Source organism: Phocaeicola coprophilus DSM 18228 = JCM 13818 (genome assembly GCF_000157915.1).
Lineage (GTDB): Bacteria > Bacteroidota > Bacteroidia > Bacteroidales > Bacteroidaceae > Phocaeicola > Phocaeicola coprophilus.
Genome location: NZ_EQ973651.1, coordinates 70678 through 83012 on the forward strand (window position 1 = coordinate 70678; position 12335 = coordinate 83012).

Genomic DNA, 12335 nt, shown 5'->3' on the forward strand with positions numbered 1-12335 from the left:
GCTACACCATTACCGACTTCGACTGATTCAACGTGTTTTCCCAGCTTGTGCAACAAGTAGCTTTTGATGTCTTCTTTAGATATAATCCGTTCCCGGGACAACAGACCGTACCTTAAACTATGAATAAGTTCCTGTTCGCTATCATGCGTTGTTCCTCCTTGCATACAAGTACGCAACATGATGCCTGAAGCGTCATATTTTTCTATGTTGAATTGTTGTATCAGTGTGCGTTCATTGAAACCGTTCGCCAGAGAACCGGAAGTCACCCAATATTTTATCTCGGCATTGGTCGCATCCTTTTGGGGGACACTTAAAACAAAGGCCTTTATTTTGTTATCTCCTTTTAGCGTGGCCTCCAATCCTTTCTCTATATCATTTATCTTGTTGAACAACTCTTTGAGCTGCGTCGAAAGTGCATCCGGATTCATTGAAGCAAAAGCACTCCCGTCTTCTTTCAATAATTGTAACACTTTTGAAATTAATGAGCGGGCGCTGTCCGAATCAAATCGTTCAAGGTCGCCAAAATACAGACTGAATATACCTGTCGGATTTTCCTCATACTGGTTCAGTCGGTTTACATACTCCCGGCCTTTGTTGTCTTGAAACGAGCGTATGTTCAAGAATTGTGTACGGCTCGGACATTTCAGGGGTATAATTCGTCCGGTGGAACGGAAATTATGCTGTTTGTAAACGATTTGTCTGTTTACAACCGGAAATGTGTTCAAATATACTTCCAGATTTTCAAGACTTTCTTTCGTGAATATTTCCGGAAAGACTATCTTGACCCAAAAGAGATTCTCAGAGTCGTCCGGAACCTCGCAGTCGGCCACATAACCGGGAAACATTTCTCGGTAGGTATGCTTCTCTTTGGAAGCATCTTTTATACTCACATTAAAATATAGGTCACTATAAAAATCGCGGATTTCATCAAAGTAGTGCGCATTACTATATGGATCTTCAACATGAAGACCTGTTTTTACATTTAATCGGTTTCCTGTACAGTCATAGAAGAAAGCCATTTTCATAAACGGAAGCAGCCCCATATCGGAAGGCTTGATACAAAACATCACAGAGTCTATTTTTTGCAGGACTTCTTTAGACACATCCAGCCCGACCCAGACGCAATAATCCGCTATCCGGTTTTTAGGGCCAAGGAAGCGTGTTGGAGTGTTAAAGCTATCGGTTGAATGCCTTATACTATCGTTGTATGCGATTGCTTTGACTTTTGCATCAACCAGTTTATAGGAAAACAAAGGGGTTATAAAGACTTGAATATCCCCTTTGCCAAATATGTTTTTCTCTGCATAAAAATGATCTTCGGCATCAAGTTCGCAACATTCCCCATGATTGGGGGTAATAGTCATAAGCGCATGGGCCGGCTTTGGCAGCGACCATTTGTTTCCTATGAGTATTCTGGACAGGCGGTGAAGTATCCGTGAATCGGACTGATCTATTTCTTGATGCAGCTTGTTGGACTCATGGGCAAAAACTTCAAGCAGCAAATCTATCACGGGGTCCATATCGCGTATATCGGATACACCCCAAAACTCCATAGCCTGCTTTAATATTCGTTCCTTTATTGCAATTTGTTTCTTGTCTGACATAGTTCGATTATTGTGATAAAGGGCTTATATATAATGAGGTGTTAAAACTGAATTTCTCGTTGGTTCTATCCATTATTCCGGTCACCGTTATTTGTGCCTTTCTTCGGATATGAGATACTTTATCTATATTTTCTTCTTCTATTTCCAAAAGGGTAACGTTCACATCTACATTCCGTAGTCTCTTTTCATATTTCTCTATCGTTTTTATTAAGGAGTTTTTTACTCCTTCCTCCCAATCGCTGATTTTCACAAGTTGGTTGAACTCAAGGTCCCATATCATGGAACCAAAGTCTTCTCGGCCGATAACTTCCCCATGGTGAGAAAGAATCAGTAGCATGATGTGTTGGGCTATCGATTCCTGATAGGAACACCTTTGCAATTTCTTGGCAACAGCCGATTGCAATTGTAATGGCATTTTCAGGTAAGTCATACTATTCTTTTATTTTATTCTATTTCGCAAATATACTCTTTTCCTTGTTAGATGCCAATAAAATGCTCCTAAAAATTTGACGGTTTCAGAAATAATTCATATATTGCGTACGGTCACAAAACCAAAAGAGAGCTATAAAAAAAGTATGATATTAAAAAGTAAATTCTATGGCAATCTACAATTATGGAATTGGAGGCAACGAAGTAAAAGTCGATGCGAACGAATCCATCGCGGAAATCCCCTCCAACCGAACTTTGATAGTTCAAAAACTGACAGATGAAGCTCCTGCGGCTCCGGAAAGCGTGTATGGTTTGGAAACCATTGAAGATGTGTTCCAACGTTTTGAACCAACAGTTGACTTATGCCACGTGGATGCGGAAGGTAATGAAATCAAGGAAATCATGACATTCACCGGACTTGGAGACTTCGGAGCCAAGAAGATTAAAGAGAAGAGTGATTTCTTGAGTAAACTTGACATTGAGAAAGAGCAGGGTGTCAGAATAACTCGCCAGCTTACTTCCAACCGCGCTTTACAGAAAGCACTTGAAAATCCGGAAGTCAAAAATGCCATTATGGACGTGATTGAATCATCAATCGAGGAGATTCTGGCAAATCAAAAGAAAGTAGAACTTTAATCTTTTACTAAGATGAAGCAGGAAACTCAACAACAGACAGCCAGTACGACAACCTCACAGAAAGTCGTATCACAACAGGCGCAAAAGTCATCTGCATCGGCAATAGACAAACTCAAAGAATTTGGTGGCTTCGCTTTTCTTGAAAATATCATAGATGGGTATTCCAATCTTAATCCGGCACGAAAGGCCCGTCGCAACATCTTCCTCACGGATGAACAGTGGGAAAATGAACGTAAGGCCTTGGTTAATCGCTTAAGCGTATGGCTCAAACTCTTACGTGAGAATGACACTGCCGAACAAATGCGGGACAAGGCCAAAGAAACCGCAGAAAACGCCGAGAACCTTCTTAATCATAACTTGAAGAATGCTCTTGCCAGGACACGGGAACTTGAAAGCGCATATCGCACTATTGCGTTCTTTTACAAGAACACGGAAAGTGATAAGGTGAAGAATGTCACCATTGTCAATGCGACCATGGAGCAGCTTCAGGATTTGGACAATACCATTTTCGCTGACCACATTAGCAACGAACTCAAACAGAATTTTGACCGTCTTGACCTGCGTCGCAACTACTCCTTGCTTGTCGTTCCTGGATATATAGGCTCAAATGCCATTTTGGATAAGTGGTCTAAAATGGCATACGAGAACAAGGTTTTTCTTGTTACAGACTTCCAAGACCTCGAAACTCCGGACGATGTAGTAGATATATTCTTCAATGCCAATCATACGAGTGGAGATGTGTTCAAATCGAATACTATTATGACCTGTAACTGGTTGCTTGGTCGTCAAAGAGAGGAAAGCGTTGGAGAAGAAGAAAATCTTTATATTCCGCCATCTTCTTCACTTGCCGGAAAAATATACAACACCTTAATGTCTCAGGTAGTAGCCGGAAAGAAATTTGGTGGACTTAATGAAGTAGAAAGTGTACGCTTCGACCTTCGCAAGAGCGAGATTTCCGAGCTTGAACGTATGGGTCTTGTGCCGATGGTGAACGAGTACAGCAAGGTTATGGCTTTCTCCGCCAAGACATTATTTAATGGAGATAATCTTGGCTTGCAGACCTACTCCGTAGTTCGTGTATTCGACTATATAACGAAGGTACTGATTGACTTCCTGAACCGTCGGGCATTTGAAAATTGGACTACTCGCACGGAAGCAGATTTACGTGGTCAGGTTGTGAAATTCCTCGATAGTGTAATGGGACCGAACAAACTCATCGAACGCTTCAAGGTTATGAAGATTGAACAAGACCCGAATCAGAAAGACCGTGTGCTTCTTGACATCCACATCACACCGTATTTCCCGGCAAAAAGCTTCGTGATACAGCTTGCCGGTCATAAAGGCGATAATCCGGAAGATGCTATTTGGGAAAGCGAATATCATCAAGAATAGTATTGAATAATTTTAAATTTACAGATGGGCATAGTTATGCCCATCTGTAAATCATTTATCAGGGTCATGTGTTGCTGAAATTATATGTCTTATTATTGAAATCTTTACTTATATGAAACTCCGAGATGTGGATATTATTATTTCTGGTACAAAAACTGGGGATACCTATTATGCAAAATCTTATCCATGCAGTGATATGGATAAGAATAGCAAAATAGAGCTCTATGGAGTCCCTGTATATTATGTCTATATCAAAGGTACTGATGATAAAGGTCAAAGTGTAAAATATACATGGAAAGCATTACGCTTCATGCCGTATTATAACCCACCAAATTTTAGTTCTTATAAAACAATTGGATGGGTTAATAGTGGCTTGCATAAGCTCAATAGGCAGCCTGCACCAGAATATAAAAAAGCCTATGAGGTACATAATACATATTCTCAACATAATGGTGCAATAGTTCTAAAAGGAACTTTTTACATTCACGCTGGTCCTGAAGATCTTACTCATATTGGATGGGGAGCAGCAGGGTGCGTTGAAATAATAGGAAGTTTTAGTGAGTTTAAAGATCAAGTAAAAGAATTATCGGGGTCAACTCAAGTTGATGCGGATAGTGCAATTTCTGAATTAGTTTTTTATAAAAAACTTTATATAGAAATTGAATATGCTACTCCACCCAATATTAAAGCGAATTTTTATAAAGAAGTTAGTATAAAAAGGAGATAAGATTTATGTGTAACATAAAATATATACTATGTACTATATTTTGTATGTGTGCATATCTTCATGCTGCTGCAATCTGTAGCGATAGTATATCTGATAAGTTTTCATATAAGGTACTTGAAAATTTCAATTATTGTTGGGATAATAATATTGTCTATGAGGATACTAATTCCAAAGATACTGCTTTATTTGTCTCGTCTCATAAATACATAATCTCTCCTATTTTAAACGCTTTTTGTAATAATGTGAACGAACAGACAGAGTTGGCTAAGATCGGATATTGTTGTAAGCATTATCTCATTAAAGTCCCAAATAAATCAAAGAAAAATATACAATATTACTCTATAGAAATCAATATTCTATCTAATATAAAGAGTCATGCCCCCATAACCTCAAAAATAGAAGAATTAAAAAAACAGGACTATGCGATTATTGATATTATATCAGAGGCTCCTGTTATGTGTCTTGTTTTTGTGGAAGCTGATTATTTAGTAGCCGTAACTTATAATATGTTCTATGATTTTGATGATGTATTATCCTTTTCGAAATTCTTTGTAAAAGAACACTTCTCAACAAAATAATAAGATGTCATTACACAGTGAATATAAAACGTAATACATCCTCTTTCAAAGAAAAAATAGAGTTTCATTTTTCGATATATAATGCTTCTTCATTCTTATAATTCTCACATGAATAATCCAACATGAAGTTTTCTTTATATGAAATCATTAGGGTCTCATTTAAATTGACTTCTCTTATCGCAACCGGAAACTATCAGGGATTTAATGTAGATGTGCAGCAAGTTTTCTTCGTGTAGTGAGTGTTCTTTTTTCAAATTGGAGATTTTCCTATAATATAGCAATAATAAATAAGTAAATTAATACGTCTATTATTGAAATGCAAATTTATTGGTAAACGTAGTTTTTATATTCTGTCTATTGTTTGTAAAGCATAAAAATGTATATTTGCAACAGACCCAATTGCTCTATATCAAAACAAATGAAAAGAGAATGGAATAGCTGTATAAATACTTACAGCCTACCTTGGGATATTATCGTCAATTCAGAAAAGAAGAAGTTTATCGAAAGCTAAAATAAAAATATTTCCTTTTACTGATTTTTGCAGATTTATTTTTATAACATACTATATAATAGTGAAACAGAAAGAAAAGAAAGCTCGAAATAGGAGGACAAATGAACAAATAGACAAGGAGGTAATATCCGAACTTGAAAAGCTTGTAGCTGAATATGGTTTTGGTAATGTCAATTTGAGTGCATTGATGAAAGCTGCAAACATAGAAGCTAATGTGTTTTATAGAAGATACGGCTCAATGGAAAACCTTTACGACAGGCTTGCCAAGCAGTATGATTTCTGGATCAATGATACTATTGACGTTTCCAGCCTGAACATATTGGGACCTAAAAAGTTTTTTGCGGAAACATTCAAGACCCTTTATAGGAACTTGTCTGATAACACTGTAATGCAAAAGTTGTTACTTTATGAAATGTCGGTTATTAATGAAACGACAAAGAGAACAGCAGAAACACGGGATATTATGAATCTAAATTTGATTGCGTTTTATGACAATCTGTTTAAACCGGCGAAAATCAATATTAAAGCTATTATGGCGAATCTGATTGGAGGAATTTATTATCTGATACTTCATAGGAGGTGTGCGAAAACCTGTACAATAGATTTTAGTACTCAAGAAGGGGAAAAGGTCTTTTTCGAATGGATAGATTTTCTAACAGATGCCATTTTTGACAAACTGGAAGCGTATGAAAGGAATAGAAAAGCAGCTCAAGAAATGTTATCAGACGGCATAAGTGAGTTTAAAATATGTAAATACATGGGCATCAATAAAAATGACTTAAAAATGTTACTTTCAAATAGCCATAGAAATTCACGAGAACTTTCAAAGGAAAGCTAAAAATTTTATTTATAGTACATATCATATTGATAAGTAGAATACCATAAAATATTCGCAAAGCTCCATTGCTGCGTAAATCCCTATCCGGATACTTTGTATTAATAGCGGTCATTATCTGTATGGCCGTCGTGTGTATCCATGAACATATAAGTGATTATGGACTTAATAGTCTAATCAGGTCATTGGAGCAAGGGGTATTTGACGTTAGCTATTGTCGGTTACTTTTATAATTTTTTTCTATATCCCTTTGTATAAGGACTGATAGCCTGCTACAAGAAAAATCTGACACGCTTTGTGTAGCGCGTTACATAAAGTGCGTCAAGTTATTTTTCAAAGGGTACACGAACAGACTTGAAATTGCGGAATGATATAACTATATCACTATTCACAGTTTCAAGGTAGTCTTTGGATCTTAGTCCTGCATGTCCGTTCTCCTGTTTTATTATTCCCTGCTTTAGCGTTTTCTATTCCTTTTTTATATACTTCTATTTATCGCTTTTCTGCTGCCGTGCAACCTGCCGTGGATTGAATTTTTCCGCAAAGGTAATCGCCAGTCCCAGTCATGTCAATGCCGGCATTCAGCCGCAAGTGAAGCGCAAAAATCTTCCTCTCCGCTGGTGAGCGTATTTTTCCTCTTCAGCCTTGCCAGATTGTTCCTGCCGCCTTTGGATGCAGAAAAAATCATCCCGGAGGTCGCAAACAGGCCAAACAGAGGGAAATAAAGAATATTTATAAACTAAGGTAACGGTAGGATTAACCACCTGCCACAAAAAGAATTTATTATGTTATACGTTCACACAATTGGTCGCATTGGCAAGGATTGCCAGGTTATTACTGGAGCACACGGTTCATTCATTGCATTTGATATTGCGGTAGATGACTATTCACATGGAAACAGCATCACTACTTGGGTAAGGGTACGGAGTAAGAAAGAGAACCATATTCGACTATCCGAATATCTTACCAAAGGACGGTTACTGCTCATTGAAGGGACACTTTCGGCTTCACTGTGGAAGGATAAGGATGAAAACTGTCAGATTCAACTATCCATTACGGCAGACGCATTGGAGTTCATCAATACCGGAAAGCGTGAGGGTACAACTTCAGAAGCAGAGAGTCCGACGGATGCCGCAAGCAATGCACCTGTACCACCGGTAGCTATGCCGCAAGAGGACAAGGAAGACTTGCCGTTCTGATGATGTGCATATAGTATTGAACAACAACAAATACTAAATGTAGTATTTACTAATTATAGTAAAGTAGGAAGTTAGTAAGTTAGCTATTACTGAAAGTAGTACTTACTACATTTAGTTTATTAGTATTTTAGTATAGTAGTAAATACTAAAATACTTTTTTTAGTAAAATAGTATATACTAATTATAGTATTTACTAAGAATAGTATTATCTTTGTATCGCATATAAAGACATCAAATTATGACAAAAATTATAGCTGTTTTGAATCATAAGGGTGGGGTTGGCAAGACAACTACCACCATCAATCTTGCCGCTGCTTTGCGACAGAAGAAAAAGCGTGTACTGGCTATCGACATGGACGGGCAGGCAAATCTTACAGAATCGTGTGGTCTCTCCATTGAGGAAGAACAAACGGTGTATGGGGCAATGAGAGGTGAATATCCCTTACCGGTTATCGAACTGGAGAACGGACTTGCTGTTGTGCCGTCCTGTCTCGACCTGTCGGCGGCAGAATCCGAACTGATAAACGAGCCGGGACGTGAGTTGATACTGAAAGGCCTGATTGCGAAATTGCTTGACAGTCGGAAGTTTGACTACATCCTGATTGACTGTCCACCTTCACTGGGCTTGCTGACACTCAATGCCCTTACCACAGCGGACCTTCTGATTATTCCGGTGCAGGCACAATTCCTCGCCATGCGCGGAATGGCGAAGATTACAAGCGTAATTGAGATTGTCAAGGAACGCCTGAACCCGAACCTGAGTATTGGTGGCATTGTTATTACCCAGTTTGACAAGCGCAAGACACTCAACAAGAGCGTAGCTGAAATTATCAATGACTCTTTCTGTGACAAAGTGTTCAAAACGATTGTACGGGACAATGTGGCACTGGCCGAAGCTCCTATAAAGGGAAAGAACGTCTTTGAGTACAATAAGAACTGCAATGGAGCCAAAGATTATATGGCTTTAGCACAAGAGGTTTTGAAATTAAAATAAGACAATATGGGCAAGAGTGATTTATTGAAAGACAGTATGAAAAGCGGACTGGACGGATTGCTGTCATCCACGAAGAAATCTCCGCAAAAGAAGGAAGCCACACCACTTAAAACTGAAAAAGAGCCTGCGGTACATTGCAATTTCGTTATCGACAAGAGTGTTCATACGCGTATGAAATTCCTTGCTATTGAGAAGAATATGTCATTGAGAGACATTGTAAATGAGGCGATGAAGGAGTATTTGGAAAAAAACGGTAAGTGAGGGTATGTCCCTCGCTTACCGTTCTTTTAAATCTGTGACTTCTGTTAGTACGTTATGCCGATATGTATTGCTACATATCAGTCATTGACAACCCTTTGTATGACAGGGAATAACCTTTGAACTCTCCCGTTGCACGCATGAAAGCGGCTGCTTTCGCTTCCAGTTTTTCCATGTCGATATTTTCGGCCTTGCGTTTGACTTCGAAAAATGTCGCCGTATCGTCCAGTTCGTTTTCAGCTACTATGTCTATTTCGTTCTCACCCTTGCGGTCCCACCAGCCTCCGATACGCGTATAGACTTGCCGTTCTATCAGTACACGTTTAAAGTAACGTTCAAGCATCAGACCGCTGAAAGTTTCATAATCCCGACCTATAATCATCTTCACACTTCCATAGTTCTCTATCTCCAGCATATAGCTGTACTTGTAGATGAAGCGGAACCAGAACGTGAAAAAATTATCCTCGATGACATACCGGACATTCTTGGCGGAACTCTTCTCGAACAGCGGTTGCTTCTTCGATATGATTTCGTATTCTTTCTCCAGCTTGGTAAGATAACCGCCGATTTCCTTGCCTACCACGTTTTCAATTTCCGAACGGGATGTTTTTCCTCGTGCAATGGCCGATAGTATGGAGAAATAGATTCCGTAATCCTTGCCGAACTCTTCGATAAGAATCGCTTTACCCTCGCCCAAAAATATGGAGTCGGCCTTTATAATCTGGTCGAGCATAGTCGTTTTGGCTGTTGCTCCTGCATCCACGAGTAGTTGTACATACTTCGCCACACCGCCCGTGAAAGCGTACAAGGCCAGCAGATCTTCCGCCGTGTAGCCGGGGTTGTATTCCGAAAGAATATCTTTCAGAACAGTTGGGGTAAACGGACGCACAGTCATAAAGCGCGACTGCCGGTTATACAACGGCTCTTTCTTATCCTTGAATATCTTTGTCATCATGGAATAAATCGAACCACAGACAATCAGGTTAATACGGGACTTCGGGCTGTATAGATCCCAGATGCGCTGCATATCGCTGAACACCGATTTGTTCACACGGAAAAACTCCTGGAACTCGTCGATAAAGAGTGTGATGGGACGTTCTGCCGAAAGTTTCATCAGGTACTCGAACACATCAGTGAAGTGTTCGGCCCGCCCCATGGTTGGGACCCCCAACTTGTTCTCTATTTCAAGCCGGTAGTCCTCACACAAATCGCCTTCGGCTTTCCGGGCAACAAAGAAATAGAGAATCGGTTCGTCCTCGTATGCCTTCCACACGAGTGATGTCTTACCGATACGGCGACGTCCCGTTACCACTGTAAACTGAGCATTGTTTTTGGCCATTTCGCGAATCTTGCGAAGAGAGGCTATTTCTTCTGTCCTGTCAAAAAATCTCATATCCTTATCCTTTTTTATTGCTATTTCCGAAACGGCTGTTTCCGAAACGGCTGTTTCGTTACTGCAAAAATAATGCAAATTTCTGGTAAAACAGGCAATTGATACAGATTTATTTAGCGAAATGGCTCAAAGGATTTTTATCTGGTAAGTTCCATTCCTGTTTTACACCGTCTGGTCTTACGTCCTTCCGCTTGTCCCGTTGTATCGTTAATCATCCCTTTATAGTTCCATCCGTTTTACCATCCGCCTTTCAGCGTATTCTTCCTTTTCTATATTCTTTTAATGCCACTCATCCGGTCCATTCCTGCCATCACCGGTTGGTTTTCCAGACGCAAAGGTGGACTGCCGCGCTTGATTCCGTCGCTTTGAAGTGCATTTCCTATAAAATTCTTCCTTTCTGCGAAAGAGTAATTTTCCGGAAAAAGCGTCGGAAATCGCTTATTCGTCAGTCCTTGTAAAGCATCTGTAAATCCCAAGCGGTTCAGGCAGAAAAGAGAACCGAACAAAGGGAAAATAAAAAATTAAATATTAAAACCAATTAAATTTTTATGATTATGGAAGCAACAGCAATTCAATCAGTAGAGAAAAACATCACAATGGTAGCATTGGCAAACGTGCAGCCGAGCAATTACAACCCACGTAAGAATTTTGACGAAGCGAGCCTTGCAGAACTTTCCGAGAGTATTCGTCAGCAGGGTGTGTTACAGCCTATTGGAGTACGCCCAATAGAAGACAACCGCTTTGAGATTGTTTTTGGAGAACGCCGATATCGTGCCTCCCTCATGGCAGGATTGGAAGACATTCCGGCTGTCGTTATGGAAATTTCAGACGAAGTTGCCGAAGAAATGGCGGTAACTGAAAACCTCCAGCGCAAGGATGTTACCCCGATAGAGGAAGCAAATGCCTACCAAAAGCTCATTGATAGTGGTCGCCACGATGTGCAGTCTTTGGCGGTGCAGTTCGGTAAAAACGAAAGCTATATCCGCACACGCCTTAAATTCGTTTCCTTAATGCCCGAAATCGCACAGCTTTTGGAACAGGACGAAATCACAATCAGCGTAGCGAGCGAAATTTGCCGTTATGGGGAAGATATTCAGAAAGAGGTGTACAACAAGCATCTTAAAGAGGGGGTGCAGTACAATAGTTGGCGAGGAATGAAAGCCTCTGATGTTGCACGGAACATCGAACGGCAATATACCACCGACTTGGAGCGATACGCATTTGACAAGACCCTCTGTCTGTCGTGTCCTCACAATACAAATAATATGATGTTATTTTGCGAGGGTGGTTGCGGAAATTGCGCCAATCGTACTTGCCTTGCTGAAATGAATGCAGCATATCTCACGGAGAAAGCCGTGCGCCTTATGGAAGAACGCCCTGAGGTATCCCTCTGCTATGAAAGTTTCAACAGCAATGAAGCCGTAGTAGAACGTCTTACCGCCATGGGTTACGAAGTGGAAAGCCTTAACTATTATGCAAAGGCATATCCCGAACAGCCCGAAGCACCCCGAAAAGATGAGTACGACACCACCGAAGAATACGAACAGGCACAGAGCGAGTTCGAACAGGATTTGAACGATTACACGGAAGAATGCGAAGAAATCCGTACCCGAAGTGAAGCAGGTGAAATCATCCTTTATTTCCGTATTGAGAGCAAGGACATCGTACTCTGTTATGTTCCGAAAGTTACCTGTACTACCAATGACACAAAACAGGAGCAGACGCTTTCACCGGTAGAGAAGTTGGAAAAGCAAGACAAACGCAACAAGGAAATTGCCC

At 40.1% G+C, this 12335-nt stretch carries 12 protein-coding genes; 9 read left to right on the forward strand and 3 right to left on the reverse strand.

Annotated features, from left to right (window positions below):
* Together BACCOPRO_RS16170 and BACCOPRO_RS16175 are read right to left on the reverse strand one after the other, a co-directional pair.
* Positions 1–1604: type VI secretion system baseplate subunit TssF (locus BACCOPRO_RS16170; RefSeq protein ID WP_008145335.1), on the reverse strand; the 1604-nt coding region annotated here is incomplete at its 3' end.
* A 7-nt stretch (positions 1605–1611) separates the two neighbouring features.
* The gene (locus BACCOPRO_RS16175; protein WP_004310150.1) at positions 1612–2034 is read right to left on the reverse strand and encodes a GPW/gp25 family protein; all 423 of its coding nucleotides are present in this window, start codon (positions 2032–2034) and stop codon (positions 1612–1614) included.
* Positions 2035–2201: 167 nt separating this feature from the next.
* Here BACCOPRO_RS16175 and BACCOPRO_RS16180 point away from each other — a divergent pair, with 167 nt between their 5' ends.
* The 8 genes from BACCOPRO_RS16180 to BACCOPRO_RS16215 all read left to right on the forward strand — a co-directional run bounded on the left by BACCOPRO_RS16180 (position 2202) and on the right by BACCOPRO_RS16215 (position 9166).
* A complete protein-coding gene (locus BACCOPRO_RS16180; RefSeq protein ID WP_004310151.1) occupies positions 2202–2669 on the forward strand; it encodes a hypothetical protein in 468 nt (155 codons plus the stop codon).
* Between the two features lie 12 nt (positions 2670–2681).
* A complete protein-coding gene (locus tag BACCOPRO_RS16185) occupies positions 2682–4061 on the forward strand; it encodes a DUF5458 family protein (protein ID WP_004310152.1) in 1380 nt (459 codons plus the stop codon).
* A gap of 112 nt (positions 4062–4173) precedes the next feature.
* On the forward strand, positions 4174–4788 hold the full coding sequence (locus BACCOPRO_RS16190) for a hypothetical protein (RefSeq protein WP_004310153.1): 615 nt from the start codon (positions 4174–4176) through the stop codon (positions 4786–4788).
* A gap of 5 nt (positions 4789–4793) precedes the next feature.
* Positions 4794–5366 (forward strand): hypothetical protein, encoded by a 573-nt coding sequence (locus BACCOPRO_RS18665; RefSeq protein WP_004310154.1) that lies wholly within the window; start codon positions 4794–4796, stop codon positions 5364–5366.
* Between the two features lie 572 nt (positions 5367–5938).
* Positions 5939–6715 carry a TetR/AcrR family transcriptional regulator gene (locus tag BACCOPRO_RS16200; RefSeq protein WP_004310156.1) on the forward strand — a complete coding sequence of 259 codons (777 nt, stop codon included), beginning with the start codon at positions 5939–5941 and terminating at the stop codon, positions 6713–6715.
* Between the two features lie 782 nt (positions 6716–7497).
* Positions 7498–7911, forward strand: a complete 414-nt coding sequence (locus BACCOPRO_RS16205; RefSeq protein WP_004310157.1) for a single-stranded DNA-binding protein — start codon at positions 7498–7500, stop codon at positions 7909–7911.
* Positions 7912–8149: 238 nt separating this feature from the next.
* On the forward strand, positions 8150–8905 hold the full coding sequence (locus BACCOPRO_RS16210) for a ParA family protein (protein WP_007896781.1): 756 nt from the start codon (positions 8150–8152) through the stop codon (positions 8903–8905).
* A gap of 6 nt (positions 8906–8911) precedes the next feature.
* Positions 8912–9166 carry an RH3 domain-containing protein gene (locus BACCOPRO_RS16215; protein WP_004310159.1) on the forward strand — a complete coding sequence of 85 codons (255 nt, stop codon included), beginning with the start codon at positions 8912–8914 and terminating at the stop codon, positions 9164–9166.
* A gap of 70 nt (positions 9167–9236) precedes the next feature.
* Here the strand turns inward: BACCOPRO_RS16215 and BACCOPRO_RS16220 are convergent, their stop codons facing one another.
* A complete protein-coding gene (locus BACCOPRO_RS16220) occupies positions 9237–10556 on the reverse strand; it encodes an ATP-binding protein (protein WP_008768657.1) in 1320 nt (439 codons plus the stop codon).
* A 554-nt stretch (positions 10557–11110) separates the two neighbouring features.
* Between BACCOPRO_RS16220 and BACCOPRO_RS16230 the strand changes: the two genes are divergently transcribed.
* Positions 11111–12335: ParB/RepB/Spo0J family partition protein (locus BACCOPRO_RS16230; RefSeq protein ID WP_040311624.1), on the forward strand; the 1225-nt coding region annotated here is incomplete at its 3' end.

Bases quoted from the DNA above. Each gene is read 5' to 3' on its own strand.
- BACCOPRO_RS16175 (WP_004310150.1), bottom strand. From the start codon at position 2,034: ATGACTTACCTGAAAATGCCATTACAATTGCAATCGGCTGTTGCCAAG.
- BACCOPRO_RS16180 (WP_004310151.1), top strand. From the start codon at position 2,202: ATGGCAATCTACAATTATGGAATTGGAGGCAACGAAGTAAAAGTCGAT.
- BACCOPRO_RS16185 (WP_004310152.1), top strand. From the start codon at position 2,682: ATGAAGCAGGAAACTCAACAACAGACAGCCAGTACGACAACCTCACAG.
- BACCOPRO_RS16190 (WP_004310153.1), top strand. From the start codon at position 4,174: ATGAAACTCCGAGATGTGGATATTATTATTTCTGGTACAAAAACTGGG.
- BACCOPRO_RS18665 (WP_004310154.1), top strand. From the start codon at position 4,794: ATGTGTAACATAAAATATATACTATGTACTATATTTTGTATGTGTGCA.
- BACCOPRO_RS16205 (WP_004310157.1), top strand. From the start codon at position 7,498: ATGTTATACGTTCACACAATTGGTCGCATTGGCAAGGATTGCCAGGTT.
- BACCOPRO_RS16210 (WP_007896781.1), top strand. From the start codon at position 8,150: ATGACAAAAATTATAGCTGTTTTGAATCATAAGGGTGGGGTTGGCAAG.
- BACCOPRO_RS16215 (WP_004310159.1), top strand. From the start codon at position 8,912: ATGGGCAAGAGTGATTTATTGAAAGACAGTATGAAAAGCGGACTGGAC.
- BACCOPRO_RS16220 (WP_008768657.1), bottom strand. From the start codon at position 10,556: ATGAGATTTTTTGACAGGACAGAAGAAATAGCCTCTCTTCGCAAGATT.